At 73.1% G+C, this 21,955-nt stretch carries 16 protein-coding genes; 11 read left to right on the top strand and 5 right to left on the bottom strand.

Annotation, left to right across the window (positions count from 1 at the left end):
• Positions 1 to 275 precede the first annotated feature (275 nt).
• Complete coding sequence (locus KG111_RS17075; RefSeq protein WP_205289944.1) at positions 276 to 2,099, top strand: phosphoenolpyruvate carboxykinase (GTP); 1,824 nt, start codon at positions 276 to 278, stop codon at positions 2,097 to 2,099.
• A gap of 160 nt (positions 2,100 to 2,259) precedes the next feature.
• On the opposite strand, the gene KG111_RS17070 is transcribed toward KG111_RS17075, so the two are convergent.
• Together KG111_RS17070 and KG111_RS17065 are read right to left on the bottom strand one after the other, a co-directional pair.
• Positions 2,260 to 3,984: an FAD-binding dehydrogenase gene (locus KG111_RS17070; RefSeq protein WP_249666198.1), complete on the bottom strand. Its 1,725-nt coding sequence runs from the start codon at positions 3,982 to 3,984 to the stop codon at positions 2,260 to 2,262.
• Positions 3,985 to 4,095: 111 nt separating this feature from the next.
• Positions 4,096 to 5,709 carry an adenylate/guanylate cyclase domain-containing protein gene (locus tag KG111_RS17065; protein ID WP_205289943.1) on the bottom strand — a complete coding sequence of 538 codons (1,614 nt, stop codon included), beginning with the start codon at positions 5,707 to 5,709 and terminating at the stop codon, positions 4,096 to 4,098.
• Between the two features lie 67 nt (positions 5,710 to 5,776).
• Between KG111_RS17065 and KG111_RS17060 the strand changes: the two genes are divergently transcribed.
• From KG111_RS17060 to KG111_RS17030, 7 genes are all read left to right on the top strand, one after another.
• Positions 5,777 to 6,292 (top strand): nuclear transport factor 2 family protein, encoded by a 516-nt coding sequence (locus KG111_RS17060; RefSeq protein WP_205289942.1) that lies wholly within the window; start codon positions 5,777 to 5,779, stop codon positions 6,290 to 6,292.
• Positions 6,289 to 6,879 (top strand): PGPGW domain-containing protein, encoded by a 591-nt coding sequence (locus KG111_RS17055; RefSeq protein WP_205289941.1) that lies wholly within the window; start codon positions 6,289 to 6,291, stop codon positions 6,877 to 6,879. The genes KG111_RS17060 and KG111_RS17055 overlap by 4 nt, the downstream gene beginning before the upstream one ends.
• Positions 6,876 to 7,496 (top strand): sugar O-acetyltransferase, encoded by a 621-nt coding sequence (locus tag KG111_RS17050; protein WP_249666197.1) that lies wholly within the window; start codon positions 6,876 to 6,878, stop codon positions 7,494 to 7,496. The genes KG111_RS17055 and KG111_RS17050 overlap by 4 nt, the downstream gene beginning before the upstream one ends.
• A gap of 77 nt (positions 7,497 to 7,573) precedes the next feature.
• Positions 7,574 to 10,978 carry an exodeoxyribonuclease V subunit gamma gene (gene recC / locus KG111_RS17045; protein ID WP_205289940.1) on the top strand — a complete coding sequence of 1,135 codons (3,405 nt, stop codon included), beginning with the start codon at positions 7,574 to 7,576 and terminating at the stop codon, positions 10,976 to 10,978.
• The gene (locus KG111_RS17040) at positions 10,975 to 14,469 is read left to right on the top strand and encodes a UvrD-helicase domain-containing protein (protein WP_249666196.1); all 3,495 of its coding nucleotides are present in this window, start codon (positions 10,975 to 10,977) and stop codon (positions 14,467 to 14,469) included. Before recC ends, KG111_RS17040 begins: the two co-directional genes overlap by 4 nt.
• Positions 14,466 to 16,253 (top strand): exodeoxyribonuclease V subunit alpha, encoded by a 1,788-nt coding sequence (gene recD, locus KG111_RS17035; protein ID WP_205289939.1) that lies wholly within the window; start codon positions 14,466 to 14,468, stop codon positions 16,251 to 16,253. Before KG111_RS17040 ends, recD begins: the two co-directional genes overlap by 4 nt.
• Before the next feature lie 116 nt (positions 16,254 to 16,369).
• Entirely contained in the window at positions 16,370 to 16,969 is a 600-nt protein-coding gene (locus tag KG111_RS17030) for an ACT domain-containing protein (RefSeq protein WP_372440118.1), read from the top strand.
• Positions 16,970 to 17,017: 48 nt separating this feature from the next.
• On the opposite strand, the gene KG111_RS17025 is transcribed toward KG111_RS17030, so the two are convergent.
• On the bottom strand, positions 17,018 to 17,467 hold the full coding sequence (locus KG111_RS17025) for a nitroreductase family deazaflavin-dependent oxidoreductase (RefSeq protein ID WP_205289937.1): 450 nt from the start codon (positions 17,465 to 17,467) through the stop codon (positions 17,018 to 17,020).
• Positions 17,468 to 17,587: 120 nt separating this feature from the next.
• Between KG111_RS17025 and KG111_RS17020 the strand changes: the two genes are divergently transcribed.
• The 3 genes from KG111_RS17020 to KG111_RS17010 all read left to right on the top strand — a co-directional run bounded on the left by KG111_RS17020 (position 17,588) and on the right by KG111_RS17010 (position 19,768).
• Positions 17,588 to 18,442, top strand: coding sequence for a sigma-70 family RNA polymerase sigma factor (locus KG111_RS17020; protein WP_205289936.1), 855 nt, complete (start codon positions 17,588 to 17,590; stop codon positions 18,440 to 18,442).
• 98 nt (positions 18,443 to 18,540) lie between these two features.
• Positions 18,541 to 18,792: a DUF1059 domain-containing protein gene (locus KG111_RS17015; protein WP_205289935.1), complete on the top strand. Its 252-nt coding sequence runs from the start codon at positions 18,541 to 18,543 to the stop codon at positions 18,790 to 18,792.
• A gap of 31 nt (positions 18,793 to 18,823) precedes the next feature.
• Positions 18,824 to 19,768 carry a 1,4-dihydroxy-2-naphthoyl-CoA synthase gene (locus KG111_RS17010; protein WP_205289934.1) on the top strand — a complete coding sequence of 315 codons (945 nt, stop codon included), beginning with the start codon at positions 18,824 to 18,826 and terminating at the stop codon, positions 19,766 to 19,768.
• Between the two features lie 16 nt (positions 19,769 to 19,784).
• On the opposite strand, the gene KG111_RS17005 is transcribed toward KG111_RS17010, so the two are convergent.
• The gene (locus KG111_RS17005; protein ID WP_205289933.1) at positions 19,785 to 20,273 is read right to left on the bottom strand and encodes a DUF4262 domain-containing protein; all 489 of its coding nucleotides are present in this window, start codon (positions 20,271 to 20,273) and stop codon (positions 19,785 to 19,787) included.
• 207 nt (positions 20,274 to 20,480) lie between these two features.
• Positions 20,481 to 21,878, bottom strand: a complete 1,398-nt coding sequence (locus KG111_RS17000) for an MFS transporter (RefSeq protein WP_205289932.1) — start codon at positions 21,876 to 21,878, stop codon at positions 20,481 to 20,483.
• Between the last annotated feature and the right edge of the window lie 77 nt (positions 21,879 to 21,955).

Raw genomic sequence — 21,955 nt, 5'->3', positions numbered from 1 at the left:
TCGCTATATGGGTGGCAGGGACGCGGGACCGTCCCGTTCCTAGGGGCCGTTCGTCCCGCCATCAGTCATTCGAACGATCCAAGTGCGCCGCTCGATGTGGAAACCGTCTCATCGGGTGCCCTCGATGTGCGTCATCGCAGTTCGGGTGTCATGGTGACTTTCACGCGGACGACGGTGTCCACGGATCGCACCGATTCGAACCCCGGGACAACCCGGGTGGGCTGTGGGGTAGCGTGCCCACACCTTGAACAGGACCGAAAGGCTGGCGAGAAGCAATGGTGGATGTGGAGCGGACGCTCGATGAGGCGGGCCTCACGAACCCCCACGTTCGGGAGTATGTCGCGCACTGGGCTGGCATCACGGGTGCCGAGCGCATCGAGGTCGTCTCCGCGGCCGACGACGCACGCCTGATCCAGGAGTCCCTGGACGCGGGCGAGCTGCTCCCCGCCGGCGAGGGCCTGTACTACTCGCGGTCCTACTACAAGGACACCGCGCGGGCCGAGGAGCGCACCATCGTCGCCACCAGCGACGAGAACGACAAGGGCATCTACAACAACTGGAAGCCCGCCGCCGAGATGAAGCCGAAGCTCGTCGAGCTGATGACCGGCGCCTCGGCAGGCAAGACCATGTACGTCATCCCGTACCTGATGGCGCCGAAGGGTTCTCCGCTGGAGAACTTCGCCGCGGGTGTGGAGCTGACGGACAACCGCAACGTCGTGCTGCAGATGATCCGCATGGCCCGCGTGGGCGTGGAGTTCATCAACGACCTCGGCGACTCCTTCGTCAAGGCCGTCCACGTCACCGGGGACCTGCCGAACCTCGGCCAGGGCACCGCCGACGACAAGCGGTACTTCGTCACGGTCGCCGACGAGCGCACCATCCTGCACTTCGGCTCCTCCTACGGCGGCAACGCGCTGCTGGGCAAGATCGCCCACGGCCTGCGCCAGGGTGCCTACGACGGCTGGAAGAACGGCTTCCTCGTGGAGCAGTTCATGCTGCTGGGCATCACGGACAAGGAGACCGGCAAGAAGTACAACGTCTGCGGCGGCTTCCCGTCGGCCTCCGGCAAGACCAACCTCGCGATGACGCTCGCCCCCGACGCGCTGGGCGACCGCTACTACGTCGAGTTCTACGGCGACGACATCGCGTGGCTGTGGGTCGGCGACGACGGCAAGCTCTACGGGATGAACCCGGAGAACGGTGTCTTCGGTGTCGCCAAGGACACCAACGAGAAGACCAACCCGACCGCGATCGAGTCGATCGTCCCGGGCACCGGCGCCATCTTCACCAACGTCGCCTACAACTCCAAGACCCACGAGGTCTGGTGGGAGGGCAAGTCGGAGAAGCCGACCGACCTCGACGGCTGGGAGGACTGGAAGGGCGACAAGATCGCCGACCGGTCCGAGGACGAGGTCGACGCCCCGTGGGCGCACCCGAACAGCCGCTTCACCACCACGCTGGCGAACGTGCCGAACGTGGCGAAGGACTTCGAGGACCCGGCCGGTGTCGAGATCCACGGCATCATCTTCGGTGGCCGTACCCGGGACCGCGAGCCGCTGATCCGCGCGATCAACGACATCGCCGAGGGCGTGTACGACGGCCTCACCCTGGGCGCCGAGGCGACCGCCGCGGCCGACGGCCTCGAGGGCGTGCTCCGCTACGACCCGATGTCGATGCGTCCGTTCATGTCGTACGCCGAGGCCGACTACGCCGCGCACTGGCTCGAGGTGCTCGGCCGGGCGCAGGTCAAGCCGATCTTCGCCCACGTCAACTGGTTCCAGCGCGGCGAGGACGGCCGCTTCCTGTGGCCGGGCTACCGCGAGAACCTGCGGCCGCTGGTGTGGCTCATGCAGTACCTCAACGGCGAGGTCGAGGGTGTCACCACGCCCGTCGGCGTCCTGCCGAAGCGCGAGGAGCTGCTGCTCGAGGGTCTCGACGAGCAGGCGCTCGCCGACCTCGACACGGTGCTCAGCATCGATGTCGCCCGCTGGCGGCAGGAGATGGGCCACCGCGAGAAGCACCTCGCCCAGTTCGACGGCCTGCCCGAGGAGATCTGGGAGGCGCACCGCCGCGTCGCCGCCGACCTCGAAGAGGCCTGAGCCGGACCTGTAGCAACCTGAACGGCCCGCACCCTCGCAGGGTGCGGGCCGTTCGGCGTTCTCGCTTGTAACTACGAGTTATGGCTACTACCAGGGTGGTCTACCACCCGGGTAGTAGCCATAACTCGTAGTTACAAGTGCCGTGGCCGGAGCCGGGTGCTCAGCCGCGCGCGATCGCCCGCCCGGCGGCCCGTCCGGAGAAGATGCAGCCGCCCAGGAACGTGCCCTCCAGCGCGTTGTAGCCGTGCACCCCGCCACCACCGAACCCGGCGACCTCGCCGGCGGCGTACAGGCCGGGGACGACGGCGCCGCCTGCGTCCACGGCGCGTGAGTCCAGGTCCGTCATCACGCCGCCGAGCGTCTTGCGGGTCAGGATGTTCAGCCGTACGGCGACGAGCGGGCCGTGTGCGGGGTCGAGGACCCGGTGCGGCTTGGCCACCCGGATCACCCGGTCGGTGCGCGAGCGGCGGGCGTTTCCGATCGCCATCAGCTGGAAGTCCTTGCTGAACGCGTTGCCCAGCTCCGCGTCGCGGGCCTCGATCTGGCGGCGCAGGTCGGCGGCGTCCAGGTGCGGGCCGCGCGCGGGGGAGTCGCCGTCGACGATCCGGTTCATCCCCGCCACCAGCTCCTCGAGGGTGTCGGCCACGACGAAGTCCACCCCGTCGGTCTTGAACCGCTCCACCGGCCCGGGCGCGCCCTTGGCGAGCCGGGCCCGCAGCATCACCTTGAGGTCCTTGCCGGTGATGTCGGGGTTCTGCTCGGAGCCTGAGAGTGCGAACTCCTTCTCGATGATCGACTGGGTGAGCACGAACCAGCTGTAGTCGTAGCCGGTCGCGCCGATCGCAGCGAGCGTGCCGAGGCTGTCGAAGCCGGGGTAGTTGGGCGCGGCGAAGCGTTTGCCCGTCGCGTCGAACCACAGCGACGACGGTCCGGGGATGATCCGGATCGCGTGGTCGGGCCACACCGGGTCCCAGTTGTGGATGCCCTCGGTGTAGTGCCACATCCGGTCGGCGTTGACCAGCCGGGCGCCGGCGTCACGGGCGATGCCCAGGCCGCGGCCGTCGACGTACGCCGGGACGCCGCTGATCAGGTACTTCGGCACCGGTCCCAGGCGCTCGACCGGCCAGGCCGCGCGGATCAGGTCGTGGTTGTGCCCGATGCCGCCGGTGGTGAGCACCACCGCGGGTGCGTGCAGCTCGAACGGCGAGACCTCCTCGCGGCTCGACGGGGCACCGCGCTCGACGTCGGAGGGCGCCAGCACGGCGCCGCGCACCCCGGTGACCGCGTCGCCGTCGCGGACCAACGCGTCGACGCGGTGCCGGAAGCCGAACCGGACCAGCCCGGCCTGCTCGGCGGCGAGCACCTTGTCCAGGAACACCCGCACCACCTCCGGCCCAGTGCCCCAGGTGAGGTGGAAGCGCGGCACCGAGTTGCCGTGGCCGGCCGCGTCGCCGCGGCCGCGCTCGGCCCAGCCCACGAACGGCAGCAGCCGCAGCCCCAGCTCGCGCAGGTAGGCCCGCTTCTCCCCGGCCGCGAAGTCGACGTACGCCTGCGCCCACTGCCGGGCCCAGTGGTCCTCACCCGGCGTGCCGGCGGTGCCCGCGGCGGTGCGGTCGAACCCGGCGGAGCCCTGCCAGTCCTGCCAGGCGAGCTCCGCGGAGTCGCGGATGCCCATCCGGCGCTGCTCGGGGGAGTCGACGAGGAAGAGCCCGCCCAGCGACCACCACGCCTGCCCGCCCAGGTTGGCGCGGTTCTCCTGGTCCAGCACGAGCACCCGCCTGCCCGCCCGGGTCGCCTCGTACGTCGCCACCAGTCCCGCGAGCCCCGCCCCCACCACGATCGCGTCCGGCTCGAACCCCTGCACTCCCACGTCGTACGTCGTCACGCGGGGAGCCTGTCACAGGGGCCGATACCGCTTGTAACTACGTGTTGTGGCTACTACCCGGGTGGTAGACCACCCTGGTAGTAGCCACAACACGTAGTTACAAGTGCGGCGTCACGAGTGCTCCGCCAAGCGCTCGGCGTGCACCCGCGGCACGGCCAACCGGGTCGGCCCGGGCCGTCCGCGCAGGACGGTCTCGCCCTGCTCGGCCCAGTGCTCGGCCTCGGCCCGGCCCTCGGGGCCGGAGTCCCGCGCGGCCTCCACGGTCACCGCGGTGGCGGCCACGCAGCCGGGCATCACCTTGGCCAGGTCGGAGAGCCGGGCGGCGGAGTTCACCGCGTCGCCGATGACGGTGTACTCGAAGCGTTGCAGGTGGCCCACGTTGCCGGCCACGACCTGCCCGGTGGCGACCCCGATGCCAGCGCCGATCTCGGGGACCTCTGCGGCCAGGCGGGCGGCCATCGACCGGGCGGCGGCGAGCGCGGACGCGGCGTGGGTGGCCAGCTCGACCGGCGCCCCGAAGATGGCCAGCGCCGCGTCGCCGATGAACTTGTTGACCAGGCCGTGGTGCACGTCCACCTCGTCGACCACGACCGCGAAGAACCGGTTGAGCACCGCGACGACCTCGGCCGGCCCGTGCTGCGTGGCGTACGACGTGGAGCCGGTCAGGTCCACGAACAGCACCGAGCACACCCGGGTCTCGCCGCCGAGCTCGATCTCGCCGACCCCGAGCCGCGCGGCGGCGGTGGCGACCTCCTGCCCGACGTGGCGCCCGAAGAGGTCGCGGATCCGCTCGCGCTCGCGCAGCCCGGCGACCATGTCGTTGAAGCCGCTCTGCAGCTGGCCGAGCTCGGTGCCGTCGTACACGACGACATCGGTGTCGAGCTGTCCGGCCTCCACGGCGCGCATCGCGTCGCGCACCGAGAGCACCGGGGCGACGACGGCGCGGGCGCTGAGGTCGGTGAGCAGGAAGCCGAAGACCAGCACGGCGGCGCCGACCACGATGGTGACCACGGCGAGCTGCTCCAGGTCGGCGTCGTTGCTGGGGGTGAGCGCGAGGATCGCGGCGATCAGCAGCCCGATGACCGGCGCTCCCGTGCCGAGCAGCCAGAAGATGGTCAGCCGCGGCCCGACGCCGACGCCGCGCACCTGGTGGGTCACCCGGGAGTCGCTGAGCGCCCGCGCGGCGATGGGGCGCAGCGAGAACTCGGTGAGCAGGTAGGAGATGCCGGCGACGACGACGGCGCCGATGCCCACCGTCAAGCCGGTGCCGAGCGCACGGGAGGGCTGCAGCACCACGGTGAGCACCGTGAACAGCACCGTGCCGACCAGCCAGATCAGGAACTGCAGCACGGTCAGGTGCAGCGGCACCCGCAGGGCGCGGGTGCGTTGGGTGCGGTCCGGGTCGACCTCGGGCTGGGTGGCCCAGCGCAGCGCCCTCAGCGACTTGGTGGTGCCCCACACCACGCCGACCAGCGCGGCGAGGACCACGTAGCTGGGGATCGCGATGGCCAGCGCCACCACCATCGCCCGCGACGGAGCGGGGGAGGGGATCGCCCAGGTGTTGATCACGAACACCACGAGCGCACCGAGGAGGTTCGTGGTGAGCAGCAGCAGCGTGAGCAGCACCTGGATGCGGATCCGCAGCCGCAGCGGGTCCTGGTCGCGGGGGCCGAGCAGCCGGGAGCCGAAAGGGCCGCGCCGCGGGGGAGCGTGACGGCGCACCATGGGGCGAGCCTAGGGTGTGGGTCCGCATTGCCGGGCTCGTTCGCCAGGTACCTGATTGGATCTGTCCATGACCGGTTCGTCCGCAGTCGCGTTCACCGCTGCAGAGATCACCGAGGCGTACGCCGCCTTCCACGACCGGGTCGCCGGTTTCGCGGCCACCGGGGACTGGTCCGGCTACGCCGACCTGTTCACCCCCGACGCCGTGTACGTCGAGCACGCCATGGGCACCTTCGCCGGCCGTGAGGAGATCCGGGCGTGGGTGACGCGGACGATGACGTCGTACCCGGGGCGGTTGATGCCGTCGTTCCCGATCGGGTGGCAGGTCGTCGACGCCGAGCAGAACCGGCTGGTGTGCGAGGTGGGGAACCCGATGCCGGATCCCGGCGACGGCACCGAGCTGTGCGAGCCGAACATCACGATCATGACGTACGCCGGCGACGGGCTCTTCTCCCGCGAGGAGGACGTCTACAACCCGCTGCGCTTCCACGCCATGGCGCTGCGGTGGGCGCGGATCGCCGCCGCGCACGGCAACGCCGACGACGACGTGCTGGCCTGGCTGGAGAAGTTCGGGGGTGCGCGATGACCGGGGCGGCGAAGCGACTGCTGCTGGAGACCCTCGGCTGGCTGCTGCTCGTCGCCGGGGTGGCCGCCCTGGTGCTGCCCGGCCCGGGCCTGCTGCTGATCGCGGCCGGGCTGGCGGTGCTGTCGCGGCAGTACGCCTGGGCGGACAACCTGCTCGAACCGGTGCTGCTGCGCGCGCTGCGCGCCGCCGCCGAGGGCGTGGAGACCTGGCCGCGGATCCTGATGTCGACGCTCTTCGCGCTGGGCATCGGCGCCGTCGGCGTGCTGTGGCTGGCCGGCCCGGAAGCACCCGGCTGGTGGCCGCTCGACGCCGCCTGGTGGCTGCTCGGCGGGCCCTGGACGGGGGTCACCCTGCTGGTGTCCTGCGTCATCGCGCTGGTGCTGATCGTCTACTCCTACCGCCGCTTCCACGACAACCCCGACGCGGTCGCCGCTCTGCAGGGCGAGATCGAGGAGGCCGACGAGGAGGCCCACGAGCAGCGCGAGCGGATGCGCCACCTGCGGGAGCGGCGCGCCCACGAGCACCCGGAGGAGCCTGGGAAGCACTCTGGTGACGCGCCTGGGAAGCAGCCGGGGGACGAGCGGTGACGGAACCGACTCCTCGCGCCGGCGATCCGCTGGGCGCCGACCCGCTGGGCGACGACTCACGCAGCATGCACGAGCGGATGCTCGCCGGCGACCTCTACCTGGCTGATGACCCCGAGATCGTCGAGGCGCACCTGCGTGCCGTCGACCTGGCCACCGCCTACAACGCCACCACGGCGCGCGAGGACGCCGAGCGGGAACGGCTGCTCGGCGAGCTCCTCGGCGCGGTCGGGGCGGAGACCAGGATCCGCCCGCCGTTGCACGTCGACTACGGCAGCCGGATCCGGATCGGCGCCCGCTGCTTCGTGAACTTCGGACTGGTGGCCCTCGACGTCGTCGACATCGTCATCGGCGACGACGTGCAGATCGGGCCGAACGTGCAGCTGCTCACCCCCACCCACCCGCTCGAGGCCGGCCTGCGCCGCGCCAAGTGGGAGGCCGCACAACCGATCACGATCGGCGACAACGTGTGGCTCGGCGGCGGCGTGATCGTGTGCCCCGGCGTCACCATCGGCGCGAACACGGTGGTCGGCGCCGGCTCCGTGGTCACCGGCGACCTGCCCGCGGGCGTGCTCGCGCTCGGCACCCCGGCCCGTGTGGTGCGTGAGCTGCCCGACTGAGCCGGCTCGTCTTGCCGGCCACCTGACCTGCCTGCCCGGCTGACCTGGGTCGGACGCCCCCACTAACCTCGTCGCCGATGCCCCTGATCCTGCACCGCGCACCGCGCACCGACCTGCTCGCCGACGAGCTCGGTGCGCTGCTGGCGGTGCCGCTGCCCGACCCCTTCGCCACCGAGGTGGTCGTCGTGCCCGCCCGCGGCGTGGAGCGCTGGTTGACCCAGCGACTCTCCCACCGCCTCGGCACGGGCGAGCGTGGCGGCGACGGCGTCTGCGCCGGCGTGCAGTTCCTGCAGCCGGCCTCCCTGGTCGGGCTGCTGCTCGGCCGCGACCGCGAGGACCCGTGGCACCCCGACCGGCTCGTCTGGCCGCTGCTGGCGACCATCGACGCGAACCTCGACGACCCCGCGTTCCGCACCCTGGCCACCCACCTCGGCCACGGCCTGGGCGGCGAGGAGGGCGAGCTGCGCCGCAGCCGCCGCTGGTCGGTGGCCCGCCGTCTCGCCGACCGCTTCGCGTCGTACGGCGTGCAGCGGCCCGCGCTCGTCGCCGACTGGCGCGAGGGCCGCGACACCGACGGCACCGGGGCGGCGCTGCCCGTCGACCTGCGCTGGGAGCCCGAGCTGTGGCGCCGGCTGCTGGCACGGATGGCCGACCTCGGCCACCCCGAGCCGCCCGACCTGCGGCACGCCCGGGTCTGCGTCGGGCTGCGCGCCGGCGACCCGGAGGTGCTGGCCACGCTCGACCTGCCCGACCGGCTCTCCCTGTTCGGGCACACCCGGCTGCCGGCCACCGAGCTCGACCTGCTCGCCGCGCTCGGCGCGCACCGCGAGGTCCACCTCTGGCTCGCCCAGCCCTCGGAGGCCCTGTGGCAGGCGGTGCAGGCCGCCGCGGTGCCGATTGCGCCGCGCGCGGAGGCGCGCTGCGCCGACCTCGTCGCGCACCCGTTGCTCGCCTCGCTGGGCCGCGACTCCCGGGAGCTGGCCACCGTGCTCACCGACCGGGTCCGCACCGGGCAGGCCGTCGACGCCGGCGCCGTGCCCGACCCCGCCGCCCCCGACACGCTGCTCGGCTGGCTGCAGGCCGACATCCGCGGCAACCGCGCCCCCGACCCCGACCGGCGGGCGGCCCGCGTGCTCGCCGCCGACGACCGCAGCGTGCAGGTGCACGCCTGCCACGGCCCCGCCCGGCAGGTCGACGTGCTCCGCGAGCTGCTCGTCGGCCTGCTCCAGGACGACCCCACCCTCGAGCCGCGCGACATCGTCGTGATGTGCCCCGACATCGAGACCTACGCGCCGCTGATCTCCGCCGGCTTCGGTCTCGGCGAGCTCATCGCCGACACCCCGACGGGCGGCGCCGACCGGCTGCACCCCGCCCACCGGCTGCGGGTGCGCCTCGCCGACCGAGCGGTCAGCGCCACCAACCCGCTGCTCGGCGTGGCCGTCGCGCTGGTCGAGCTCGCCGGCGGCCGGGCCGGCGCCTCCGAGGTCGTTGACCTGCTCTCCCGCGACGTGTGCCGGCGCCGGTTCGGGTTCAGCGACGACGACCTCGCCCGGATCGGCACCTGGGTCGCCGACGCCGGGATCCGGTGGGGGATGGACGCGCGGCAGCGGGCGTCGTACGGGCTGGGCGGCTTCGAGCACAACACCTGGCGCGCCGGCATGGACCGACTCCTGCTGGGCGTCGCGATGAGCGGCGACGAGCACCGCCACCTCGGCCGCGGGCTGCCCGTCGACGACGTCGGCAGCGGCGAGATCGAGCTCGTCGGCCGGCTCGGTGAGGCCGTGGCCCGGCTGGGCGAGTGCCTGGCCGCCCTGGCCTCGGCGGTCGCCGCCGACGAGTGGTTCTCCGCGATCAGCACCGGGGTCCGCGACCTGTGCGAGGTCGAGGGCGACAACGCCTGGCAGCTGCCACAGTTCGAGCGCGAGCTCGCCCGGGCGCGGGCCAGCGCGGAGGAGACCCAGGGCGAGGTGCCGCTGCGGCTGGCCGACGTGCGGGCCCTGCTCGCCGCCCGGCTGGCCGGCCGACCCACCCGGTCCAGCTTCCGCACCGGCACCCTCACCGTGTGCACGATGGTGCCGATGCGCTCGGTGCCGCACCGGGTGGTGTGCCTGGTCGGACTCGACGACGGCGTCTTCCCGCGCGTCACCGGCGTCGACGGCGACGACGTCTTGGCCCGCAAGCCGCTGGTCGGTGAGCGCGACCTGCGCGGCGAGGACCGTCAGCTGCTGCTCGACGCGATCCTGGCCGCCGGTGAGCGGCTGGTCATCACCTACACCGGCGCCGCCGAGCAGACGGGGCAGCCCCGCCCGCCTGCCGTCCCCCTCGGCGAGCTGCTCGACACCCTCGACCGCACCGCGGCCGCGCCCGTCCGCGACGCCGTCGTGGTGCGCCACCCGCTGCAGCCCTACGACGCCCGCAACCACGTGCCGGGCGCCCTGGTGGGCGAGGCCCCGTTCAGCTTCGACACCGCCTCGCTGGCCGGGGCGCGGGCCGCGGTCCGCGAGCGCCGCGAGGTGCCTGCGTTCCTGACCGGCGAGCTGCCGGCGCTGCCGCCGGGCGACGTCACCCTCGACGACCTGCGCACCTTCCTGCACCACCCGGCGCGCACGTTCCTGCGGCAGCGGCTCGACGTGGCGACCCCCTTCGAGCCGGACCAGGTCGCCGACGCGGTCCCGGTGACCCTGAACGGCCTGGAGAAGTGGCAGATCGGCGACCGGCTGCTGCGGGAGGTGCTCGCCGCCCCGCACGACCCCGGCGGCACCGCCACCGCGGTGATGATCGCCGAGCAGCTGCGCGGCACGCTGCCGCCGTTCGAGCTCGGCCGCGGCGTGCTCGACGAGATCGCCCGCGACTGCCAGGCCCTGCTGCAGCAGAGCGCCGGGCTGCGCGCCGGCACCGCGCGCAGCCTCGACGTCGAGATCGACCTCGGCGGCGGCCGCCGGCTGATCGGCACCGTGCCCCGCGTCTTCGGCAACCAGGTCGTCACCGTCAGCTACTCCCGACTCAAGCCCAAGCAGCGGCTCTCCACCTGGCTCGACGTGCTCGCCCTCTCCGCCACCTACCCCGACGAGAACTGGACCGGCCACGCCGTCGCCAAGGGCCGCGCCGGCCCGCAGCGCGCCCTGGTCGGCCCGCTCGACCACCGCTGCACCGAGTGGCTGGCCACGCTGGTCGAGCTGCGCGACCGCGGCCTGCGCAGCCCGCTGCCGATCCCGCTCGGCACCGCCGCCGCCTGGGCCGAGGCCCGCGCCAAGCAGCTGCGGGGGATGGACATCGACCCCGTCGAGGCCGCGGCCCGGGAGTGGACCACCGACCCCTACAACGAGTGGGGGATCAAGGGCGAGGACGACGACCCGGTGCACCGGCGGATCTACGGACCCGGCGCGCCGGTCGAGGTGCTCGTCGCAGCCGGCCTGCCCGAGCACGCCTGGACGGTGTGGGAGCCGCTGCTCGGCGGCGCGGAGAAGGTGGGTGCGCTGTGAGCGTGCGCCACCCCGCCCTGCCGCCCGCCGAGCCGTTCGACATCGCCAGCGAGGAGCTGCCGCAGGGCACCACCCTGCTCGAGGCCAGCGCCGGCACCGGCAAGACCTGGACCATCGGCGCCCTGGTCGCCCGGTACGTCGCCGAGGTGGGGGTGCCGCTCGAGCAGCTGCTCGTCGTCACCTTCGGCCGTGCCGCCAGCCAGGAGCTGCGCGAACAGGTCCGCCGCCAGCTGGTCGAGGCCGAGCAGGCCCTCTCCTCCGAGCCCGCGACCCCGGAGCCCGACACCGAGCCGAGCGCGGTGATCACCAAGCTGCTCGACTGCGACCCGGACACCCGGCGGACCCGGCACGCCCGGGTCGTGCAGGCGCTGGCCGACTTCGACGCCGCCACCATCGCCACCATCCACCAGTTCTGCTCGCTCGTGCTCGACTCCCTCGGCGTCGCCGGCGACACCGACGCCCGCGCCCGGCTCGTGGAGGACCTCGACGACCGCCTGGTGGAGGTGGTCGACGACCTCTACCTGCGCGCCTTCGCCCGGCCCGCGGCGGGCACCGAGACCGGCCCCTCGTTCACCCACGCCGAGGCACTGGCCATCGCCCGCGCCGCGGTCGCCGACCCCCAGGCCCACCTCGAGCCGGCCGACCTGGACCGCACCCACCCCGCCGGTCGCCGAGTCGCGTTCGCGCACGCCGTACGGGCGGAGCTGGACCGGCGCAAGCGCCGCCTCGGCGTGCTCTCGTACGACGACCTGCTCAGCCAGCTCGCCGAGGCGCTCGCCGCGGACGACTCCCCGGCCCGGGTCCGGATGCGCGACCGGTGGCGGATCGTGCTGGTCGACGAGTTCCAGGACACCGACCCGGTGCAGTGGCAGGTGTTCGACCGGGCGTTCTCCGGTCACGCCACGATGGTGCTGATCGGCGACCCGAAGCAGGCGATCTACGCCTTCCGCGGCGGCGACGTGACGACGTACCTGACCGCGGCGGCCAGCGCCACCCACCGCCAGACGCTCGCCGTCAACCGGCGCAGCGACGCCGGCCTGCTCGACGGCATCCAGCAGCTGATGCGCGGTGCCGAGCTCGGCGACGACCGGATCGTGGTGCACGACGTCAGCGCGCACCACAGCGAGCCGCGGCTGGCCGGCGCCCCGCGGCCGGCGCCGTTCCGGCTGCGGGTGGTGCGCCGGGAGTCCTTCGGGCGCCGCGGCACCGCCACCCTTCCCGTCGGCAAGGTGCGTCCGTTCATCGCCGACGACCTGGCCCACGACATCCGTGCCCTGCTGGCCGCCCGGCCGACGTTCGAGGGCCGGCCGTTGCAGCCCAGCGACGTCGCGGTGATCTGCTACCGCCACGCCGACCTGGCCGCGGCCCGCGCCGCCCTGCAGGCGATCGGGGTGCCGGCGGTGATCGCCGGCGGCGGCAGCGTGTTCGCCACGCCGGCCGCCACCGAGTGGATGGCGCTGCTGGAGGCGCTCGAGCAGCCGCACCGCACCGCCCGCGTCCGGGCGGCCGCGCTGACCTGCTTCCTCGGCCACGACGCCGCCGGCCTCGCCGCCGGCGGGGACGACCTGACCGACGAGCTCGGCGACCGGCTGCGCGGCTGGTCCGAGGCGCTGGCCCGGCGCGGCGTGGCGGCCGTCCTGGAGGCGGCCACCTCCGGCGGCATGCCGGCGCGGCTGCTCGGCCAGGTCGGCGGCGAGCGGCTGCTCACCGACGTGCGGCACGTCGGCGAGGTGCTGCACGAGGTGGCGCTGCGCGACGGCCTCGGCGCGGTCGCGCTGCTCGCCTGGCTGCGCCAGCAGGTGCTGGAGGCGCGCGAGGGCCGCGGCGTCGAGCGCACCCGACGCCTGGACTCCGACGCGGCCGCGGTGCAGCTGGTCACGATCCACGCCAGCAAGGGATTGCAGTACCCGGTCGTCTACCTGCCCTCGCTCGCCGACCGCTACGTGGGCACCCCCAAGCGGCCGCTGTACCACGACGCCGACGACCGTCGCTGCCTCGACGTCGGCGGGTCCGGACCGCAGTGGGCCGAGCACTGCCGGCGCTGGGCCGAGGAGGAGGCGGGGGAGTGGCTGCGCCTGCTGTACGTCGCCCTGACCCGCGCGCAGAGCCAGGTGGTGGCCTGGTGGGCGCCGACCAGGAACGCCGAGTGCTCGCCGCTGCACCGGATGCTGATGCGGGCGGTCGCCGAGGACGGCTCGCTGCTCGCGGAGGTGCCCGACGCGCCGCCGGTGCCCGACGAGGACACCGCGACCCGGCTGTTCACCACCTGGCGCGACCGGGGCGGCCCGTCCCCGGAGATGGCACAGCCGGTGCCCAGCACCGACCCGCTGCCGCTGCCCGTGCCCGGTGAGCTCGGTGCGCGCCGGTTCACCCGCACCGTCGACGGCGGGTGGCGTCGTACCTCCTACTCGTCGCTGAGCAAGGTGGACGTCGCCGCCGACGCCGCCCGGCCCGGCGTGGACAGCGAGCCGGAGATCGACGCCAAGGACGACGAGCAGCTCGGCGACGTCGCCGGCGTGGTCACGGTGCCGGACCCGGGCCGGCCGGAGGAGTCGGGGGAGTCGGGACAGCCGGGGGAGCCTGGCCGCGCCGAGGTCGGCGCCGACCCGCTCGTGATGGCCTCGCCGATGGCGACGCTGCCCGTCGGGGCCACGTTCGGGTCGCTGGTGCACGCCGTCCTCGAGCACGCCGACCCCGCAGCGCCCGACCTGCGCGCCGAGCTGCTCGCCCACATCGACGAGCAGCTCACCTGGTGGCCGGTGCCGGTGGAGGCCGAGGACCTGGCCGACGCGCTCCTCGCCGTGCTGGACACCCCGCTCGGGCCGCTCTTCGAGGACACCACGCTGCGTCGGATCGGGGTCCGCGACCGGCTCTGCGAGCTGGACTTCGAGCTGCCGCTCGCCGGCGGCGACGCCGCTCGTCCCGCAGGCCGGGTGCAGCCGGGCGAGGAGGTGCTGCTGGGCGACCTGGCCGGGCTGCTGCGCCGCCACCTGCCCGCGGGCGACCCGGTCCGCGCCTACGCCGACGCGCTGGAGGACCCGCTGCTCGGCGGGCAGACGCTGCGCGGCTACCTGACCGGCTCGATCGACGTGGTGCTGCGGCTCGGGGACCCGGCCGCCCCCCGCTACGTGGTGGTCGACTACAAGACCAACTGGCTCGGCCCGATGGAGCAGCCGTTGACGGCGGCGGCCTACCGCCCCGCCGCGCTCGCCGAGGCGATGGGGCACTCCGACTACCCGCTGCAGGCGCTGCTGTACGCCGTGGTGCTGCACCGGTTCCTGCGCTGGCGCCAACCCGGCTACGATCCGCAGCGTCACTTCGGCGGTGTCGCCTACCTGTACCTGCGCGGCATGTGCGGCCCCGAGACCCCGGTCGTCGACGGCCAGCCGTGCGGCGTGTTCACCTGGCAGCCGCCCCTCGCGCTGGTCATCGAGCTCTCCGACCTGCTCGACGGCCACCGCCCCGACGACGCAGCAGGAGGGGCACGATGATCGGGCTGTTCGAGGCGACCTCCCCGCACGACCCCCGCCTGGCGCGTGGGGTGGACGGCCTGCTGGGTGCGTTCAACGCCGCCGGGGTGGTCGACGCCGCCGACGTCCGGGTGGCGCAACGGGTCGCCGCCCTCGGCGGGGAGACCGACGAACGGGTGCAGCTCGCCGTGGCGATGGCCGTGCGGTCCGTGCGGGGCGGCTCCGTCGGGCTGGACCTGGAGGGTCTGCCGGACCTCCTCGCCCTGGGCGCCGAGGTCGCCTGGCCGCCGTACGACGAGTGGACGGCCGCCATCGCGGCCTCCCCGCTGCTCGCCGCCGGCGTGTTGCACCACGAGTTCGGCCTGGTCTACCTGGACCGCTACCACCGTCTCGAGCGGCAGGTCGCCGACGACCTGGCCGAGCGGATCGCGCTCGGGCGCCCCGACGTCGACGAGCCGGTGCTCGCCGCGACCCTGCGCCGGGTGAGCGGTGCCCGGCTGAGCGAGGAGCAGGCCCGCGCGGTCGAGCACGCCGCCCGGCATCGCACCACCGTGCTCACCGGCGGGCCCGGCACCGGCAAGACCACCACCGTGGCGCGGGTCGTGCTCGCCCTGGCCGACCAGTTCCGCCTCGCCCACGACCGTCGGATGTCGATCGCGCTCGCTGCCCCCACCGGGAAGGCGGCGACCCGGCTGCAGGAGGCGGTGGCCGCGGAGCTGGGTGCGCTCGGCGTGCTGGGGGCCGGGCCGGACCAGCTGCAGCCGCCGGAGGCGATGACGCTGCACCGGCTGCTCGGTTGGCGCCGCGACAACACGACCCGCTTCGTGCACGGGCGCGACAACCGGCTCAAGTACGACCTGGTGGTCATCGACGAGGCCTCGATGGTCGACCTGACGATGATGGCCCGGCTGCTGGAGGCGGTGCGTCCCGACAGCCGCCTCGTGCTGGTCGGCGACCCCCGGCAGCTGACCTCGGTCGGGGCCGGTGCGGTGCTGTCCGACCTGGTCGCCGGGTTCGCCGAGCACCCAGACTCCCCGGTGGTGGCGCTGCAGGAGAACCACCGCTCCACCGAGGAGATCAAGGGCCTGGCCGCCGCGCTGCGCGGCGACGGCCCCGACACCGAGGACCGCGTGCTGGAGGTGCTGCGGGCCGGCACGGGTGAGGTCACCTGGGTGGAGACCGACGACCCGGTGCCGACGCTGCGCGCGGAGTGCACCGCCGCGGCGCTGCGGGTGCGGGCGGCCGCCGTCGAGGACGGACCGCAGGCCGCGCTGGGTGCGCTCGACTCCTTCCGGCTGCTGTGCGCGCACCGCGAGGGGCCGCACGGGGTGCGGGTGTGGAACGCCCACACCGAGCAGTGGCTGGCCGCGGAGCTGGGCACGCCGCTGAGCACCACCGGCTCCGCCTGGTACCCGGGCCGCCCGCTGCTAGTGACGGCCAACGACTACGCCCTCGACGTCTACAACGGCGAGACCGGGGTGGTGGTCGCCGAGCCCGACGGCCGGCCGCGGGCCTGGATCGCCGGCGTCGGTGCGCCCCGACCGTTCGCACCCGCCCGGCTGGGTGCGGTCGACACCATGCACGCGATGACGATCCACAAGTCCCAGGGCAGCCAGGCGCGGCGGATCGTGGTGCTGCTCCCGGACGCCGACTCCCGGCTGCTGACCCGCGAGCTCTTCTACACCGCCGTGACCCGCGCCCAGGAGAGCCTGCTCGTGGTGGGCTCCGAGGCGTCCGTGCGCGCCGCGGTGGCCACCACCGCCCAGCGCGCCACCGGTCTGCGGCAGCGGCTGAGCCTGCCCTGAGCCTGCCGACTTCTGCGGGTCCGCGCTCCTGAACGTCTCCTGTGGACCTGCCACCAACCCGGCGGGCCACGACCCACACGGCGCCCGCGACGGTTAATGTCGGCACCATGCCGTTCCTGCTTCGCGTGCTGCTTCCCGACGTCCCCGGTTCGCTGGGTCGCGTCGCGACAGCGATCGGTATGGCCGGCGGTGACATCGAGGCGATCGAGATCGTCGAGAAGCGCCCCGACGCCACGGTCGTCGACGACGTGCTGCTCGACCTTCCGGGCGGCACCATGCCCGACTCGGTGGTCTCGGCCTGCACGGCGCTGGAGGGCGTGGAGGTGCTGTGGATCAGCCGCTACCCGGCCGGCGGCAGCCTCGTGATGGACCTCGAGGTCGTCGAGGAGCTCACCGCCTCACCCTCCACCGCCTACGACCGGCTCGTGGACCTGCTGCCCGCGACGTTCCGCGTCGACTGGGGCGCCCGGGTGCACCGGGCGAAGGGACTGGTGCACCGCACCAACGCCGCGCCCGACGACCTCGAGTTCCTCGAGATCGAGGCACCGGTGCAGCTGGAGTCGCCCGAGGACGAGGTGACGCTGTTCGCCGCCGCCCGCTTGGACGGCAACGAGATCGTCATCGTGGGTCGTCGCGGTGGTCCGGCCTTCGCCGACTCCGAGATCGCCCGGCTCGGGCACCTGTGCGGCCTGGCGCACACCATCGCCAACCCCTGAGCCTGCGCGTCGTACGGCGCGCCAGCGCGAGGTCGCCGGTGAGATCGCTCAGTCGGTGACCGGCTCCAGCACGAACACCGGGATCTGCCGGTCGGTCTTCTCCTGATACTCCGCGTAGGTCGGCCACGTGGCGACGGCGTGCGCCCACCACTTGGTGCGCTCGTCGCCGGTGACCAGGCGGGCGCGGTAGGGGCGCACCTCGGCACCGTCCTGCACGTCCACCCGCGGGTGGGCGACGAAGTTGGCGTACCAGCTGGGGTTCTCCGGCGCGCCGCCCTTGGAGGCGATCGCGACGTAGGTGCCCTCCTTCTCCACGCGCATCACCGGGTTCTTGCGCAGCTTGCCGGACTTCGCTCCGACGGAGGTGATCACGATGATCTTGTCGTCGGTGCCGGGCAGCTTGTCGGCCTCCTTGCCGCCGGAGGCCTCGTATGCGGCGACCTGCTCGCGCACCCACTCCGAGGGGCTGGGCTCGTACTCACCTTCGAGAAGCGTCATGGCTGTGCAATGCCTCATTCCCGCATTGCTATTCCGCCGAGTCTCGCGAGGTCCGGTCACACCTGTCTGTTCTGCGTCGTCGACACCTATGACGACGCCGATCGTGGAAGGGTGAGGAACATGGACGTGACCGAGGCGTTCGCCGCGGAGCGCGCGCGGCTGGTGGGGCTGGCCGCCAGGGTGCTGGGGGACGCCGCCGAGGCGGAGGACATCGCGCAGCAGGCGTGGCTGCGGCTGCACGGCACCGACGCGCAGATCGACAACCTGCCGGCCTGGTTGACCACCGTCACCACCCGGCTGTGCCTGGACCGGCTCCGGGCGCGGACCCCGGTGCCGCAGGCCGACCTGGGGCAGGACGACGACCCCGGCCTCGGCTCCGAGCCTGCCTCCGATCCGGCCGAGGACGTCGCCCTGGCGGCCGCGGTCGGTACGGCGCTGCAGGTGGTGCTCGACCGGCTCAGCCCCAACGAGCGGGTGGCGTTCGTGCTGCACGACAGCTTCGGGTTCGACTTCCCGACCATCGCCACGCTGCTCGACGTCACCCCGGTCGCCGCCCGCAAGCTGGCCTCGCGCGCCCGCGCCAAGGTCGCCCAGCCCAGCACCCGCGACGCGTTGGACGACTGGGAGGTGGTGGACGCCTTCATGGCCGCGGCCCGTGAGGGCGACTTCGCCCGCCTGGTGCGGCTGCTGGCCCCCGACGCCGTCGTGGCGGGCGACGCGGCCGCGGTCGCGCTGGGCACCCCGGAGCGGATCGCCGGCGGCAACGAGATCGCCACGTTCTTCAACGGTGCCGCGCACGCCGCGCTGCCCGTCTACGTCGCCGACCGGCCCGGCTCGGCCTGGTTCGACCGTGGCACCGCCCGCGTCGTCTTCGACTTCACCGTCGTCGACGGCCGGGTGGCGCGCATCGACTTCCGCGCCGCCGACGAGGTGCTCGCGCAGGTCGTCCGGCGCCGTGGGGCGGAGCGCCGCTGAGACGCGGCGACGAGGAATTTCCGCGAGACGGTCACACCCGCGCGACGTCGTACGTCGAACAGATGAGGCAGCAAGTCCCGAACCGAAGGAGAACAGAGATGAAGTCCATGACGTGCCGCGACCTGGGTGGCCCCTGCGACCTGGTGCACACCGGCAAGGACGCCGACGAGGTGATCGTCGCGCAGGACAAGCACCTCAAGGAGGTGGTCAAGGCCGGCGACGAGGCGCACCAGCAGGCACGGCAGGAGATGAAGTACCGCTGGATGCACCCGAAGAAGTCGCTGGGTTGGTACAACGACGTGAAGGAGCGGTACGCGGCGCTCCCCGACGAGGCCACCTCCGAGGGGTGAGCGTGCCGGCGACGGGCTAGCGTTCGGTGCCATGAGTGCGATCGAGGGCGTGAGCGAGACGTTCGATGCGAGCCAGTGGGACGTGGTGCCCGGGTTCGAGGACCTGAGTGACCTGACCTACCACCGGGCCAAGGCGCACGGCACGGTCCGGATCGCCTTCGACCGCCCCGACGTGCTCAACGCGTTCCGGCCGCACACCGTCGACGAGCTGCTCCGCACGATGGAGCACGCCCGGACCTCCGCCGACGTGGGCTGCGTGCTGCTCACCGGCAACGGGCCGAGTGAGAAGAACGGCAAGCGCAGCTTCTGCACCGGCGGCGACCAGCGGATCCGCGGGCGCGCCGGCTACCAGTACGAGGACAAGACGATCGGCTCGGGTGACACCGGCGCCGAGGAGCCCAGTGCGATCGACAAGGCCAAGCTGGCCCGGCTGCACATCCTGGAGGTGCAGCGGCTGATCCGGTTCATGCCGAAGGTCGTCATCGCGGTCGTGCCCGGCTGGTGCGCCGGCGGCGGGCACAGCCTGTTCGTCACCTGCGACCTGGCGATCGCCTCGCTGGAGCACGCCCGGTTCAAGCAGACCGACGCCGACGTGGGGTCCTTCGACGGCGGCTACGGCTCGGCGTACCTGGCCCGGCAGGTCGGCCAGAAGTTCGCCCGGGAGATCTTCTTCCTCGGCCAGGAGTACTCCGCCGAGGACGCCGTGCGGATGGGTGCGGCCAACCGGGCGGTGCCGCACGCCGAGCTCGAGGCCACCGCGCTGGAGTGGGGCCGGCTGGTCAACGGCAAGTCGCCGACCGCGCAGCGGATGCTGAAGTACTCCTTCAACCTCCTCGACGACGGCCTGGTCGGCCAGCAGATGTTCGCCGGCGAGACCACGCGCCTGGCGTACATGACCGACGAGGCGCAGGAGGGCCGCGACCAGTTCCTCGAGAAGCGCGAGCCGGACTGGTCGCCGTACCCCTGGTACTACTGACCCGCCTCACGCCGCTTCACCCTGCCCGCACGTCCGCGCGCGGTCCGAGCACCGGCTGGTCACCGCGGAACCCGACCTGCCAGGGCCAGCGTCCCCGGTCGTCGACGTAGACGAGCTGCACCGCACGGATGTGCGGTCCGAAGATCTCCTCGGCCATGAGGAGGTGCGCGGTCGGCACCGCCACGTCGACGACCTCCATCTGGGCGGGTATCTCGGGGTGCTCCGGCCAGGCATGCAGGTCCCCGGCCACGTAGTCGGGGGCCGCGTGGAACCTGAGGCCATGGGCGATCCGGTTCAGGCACGGGCCCGCGCGGCGCTGGTGCATCCCGGTCACCAGCAGCTCGGGGTGACCGAGCATCGTGAGTCCCACGGTGTAGGTGAACGGTGGTCGCCACCGGTCCTTCTCCACGTGCTGGAGGAAGACGCCGTGCTCGGCGATCGTGCCCACGATCAGGTCCAGGTAGTCGGCTCGGGTCTTGTCGGGGTTGTCGCAGTGCCAGCACATGGGGTCCTCGTCTCGTGGGGAGGAGCCCAGAGTCGAGAGCACGTCCGACGTCCCAGGGCCGCTGTCCACAGGCAGGGCTCGGGCGAGACCGTCGTCCACAGGGGCGCGGCCCGTGTGGGACCGCCACGGGACGGAAAACGACGAAGCTCCCGGCGGCGGGGTGTGGGGCCCCGCCGCCGGGAGCAGCTCAGGTGGTCGAGCGGACCCTCAGTGGGCCGCCTCGACGGGCCGCCCGTCGGCCGGCTGCGCAGCGCGGGCCTCGTCGAGCGCCCGCTCCTCGGCGTCCTCGAGGTCCATCGCGTCCTTCTGGCCGCGGTAGGTCAGGTGCAGCGCGACGACCGCCACGGCGGAGACGGCCAGCACGCCGCCGTACAGCCGGTAGAGGTCCTCGGGGGAGAAGCCCCGGCTCTGCAGCGCGGTGGCGATGTTGGGGGCGAAGAAGGCGATCGCCCGGCCCAGGCCCATCATCAGGCCGACCGCGGCGGAGCGGATGGCCAGGGAGTAGATGGAGGGGCTGATCGCGTAGTACGCCGCGAGGCCGCCGTTGACGGCGAGACCCACCAGGACGGCGAGGATCAGCACCATCGTGTTGTTGGTGAAGTAGTTGGCGAAGGCGAAGAAGATGCCGAAGCCGGCCACCATCACGAGCCCGGTCACCAGGCGCGGGTGGATCCACCGGGCGAGCAGCGCGAACAGCAGGGCGCCGACGACGCCGCCGGCCGCGACCAGCGACTGCGCGGTGATGCCGAACTCGGGGTCCCCGGTGGTCTCGGCGACGAGCTTCGCGGTGAGGCTGTTGGCGAAGTAGAAGGACGCGATGAGCGTGCCGTAGGCCAGCCACAGCAGCAGGGTGCGCGGCAGCATGATGCCCTGGAACAGGCCGCGAGCGAAGGTCGCCGACGCGGCGCGCACGGGGGCGGGCGGCAGGGCCGCGGCGGGCGCGACGCCGATCCGGGCGGCGATCCGGTTGTAGCTGCGCAGGGCGCCCTTGGGGCGCTTGCCGACGAGGAAGGAGACCGACTCGGGCAGCACGGCCGCCGACAGCAGCACCAGCAGCGCGGTGAGGATGGCGGAGAAGAAGAACGGCCCGCGCCAGGTGAAGGAGTCGATCAGCCACACCGACAGGAAGCCGCCGAGCGCGGCGCCCAGCGGCAGGCCGATCCCGTAGACGCCCATCACCGCGCCGCGTCGGGTCTGGTTGCAGAACTCCGCGACCAGCACGTTGACGCTGGGCACGATCGCGCCCAGGAAGAGGCCGCTGATGAAGCGGAACACCAGGAACGTCTCGAACGAGCTCGCCATCCCGGACAGGCTCATGAAGACGGTGATCAGCACCATCGCGCCGATGATGTGGCGCCGGCGCCCGATCCGGTCGGCCAGCGGGCTGAGGAAGATCGCACCCACGCCCATGCCCAGGGTGCCGAGGGAGGCGACGAGGCCCTGCTGGCCGTTGCTCAGCGCCCACTCCTCGGTCAGGGCGGGCAGGGCGTACGACGTCACGAGGATCTCGTAGCCGTCGACCATCGTGATCAGGATGCAGATCGCCACGACGAGCCACTGGTAGCGGCTCATCGGGTTCTGGCGAATTGCCTGGGTGAGTTCCATGCTGCCTCGCGTTCAGAAGATTCTTTGCGTGTGCAAGTAACGCACGACATCGTGCATATAGCGAGAAAGAGTGTGGG

Source organism: Nocardioides faecalis, assembly GCF_018388425.1.
Taxonomy (GTDB): domain Bacteria; phylum Actinomycetota; class Actinomycetes; order Propionibacteriales; family Nocardioidaceae; genus Nocardioides; species Nocardioides faecalis.
This window is presented reverse-complemented; position numbering and strand designations above follow the sequence as displayed.

What these genes read in the sequence shown, in the direction of transcription:
- KG111_RS17075 (WP_205289944.1), top strand. Translation starts at nt 276, where the DNA reads ATGGTGGATGTGGAGCGGACGCTCGATGAGGCGGGCCTCACGAACCCC.
- KG111_RS17065 (WP_205289943.1), bottom strand. Translation starts at nt 5,709, where the DNA reads ATGGTGCGCCGTCACGCTCCCCCGCGGCGCGGCCCTTTCGGCTCCCGG.
- KG111_RS17060 (WP_205289942.1), top strand. Translation starts at nt 5,777, where the DNA reads ATGACCGGTTCGTCCGCAGTCGCGTTCACCGCTGCAGAGATCACCGAG.
- KG111_RS17055 (WP_205289941.1), top strand. Translation starts at nt 6,289, where the DNA reads ATGACCGGGGCGGCGAAGCGACTGCTGCTGGAGACCCTCGGCTGGCTG.
- recC (WP_205289940.1), top strand. Translation starts at nt 7,574, where the DNA reads ATGCCCCTGATCCTGCACCGCGCACCGCGCACCGACCTGCTCGCCGAC.
- recD (WP_205289939.1), top strand. Translation starts at nt 14,466, where the DNA reads ATGATCGGGCTGTTCGAGGCGACCTCCCCGCACGACCCCCGCCTGGCG.
- KG111_RS17025 (WP_205289937.1), bottom strand. Translation starts at nt 17,467, where the DNA reads ATGACGCTTCTCGAAGGTGAGTACGAGCCCAGCCCCTCGGAGTGGGTG.
- KG111_RS17020 (WP_205289936.1), top strand. Translation starts at nt 17,588, where the DNA reads ATGGACGTGACCGAGGCGTTCGCCGCGGAGCGCGCGCGGCTGGTGGGG.
- KG111_RS17015 (WP_205289935.1), top strand. Translation starts at nt 18,541, where the DNA reads ATGAAGTCCATGACGTGCCGCGACCTGGGTGGCCCCTGCGACCTGGTG.
- KG111_RS17010 (WP_205289934.1), top strand. Translation starts at nt 18,824, where the DNA reads ATGAGTGCGATCGAGGGCGTGAGCGAGACGTTCGATGCGAGCCAGTGG.
- KG111_RS17005 (WP_205289933.1), bottom strand. Translation starts at nt 20,273, where the DNA reads ATGTGCTGGCACTGCGACAACCCCGACAAGACCCGAGCCGACTACCTG.
- KG111_RS17000 (WP_205289932.1), bottom strand. Translation starts at nt 21,878, where the DNA reads ATGGAACTCACCCAGGCAATTCGCCAGAACCCGATGAGCCGCTACCAG.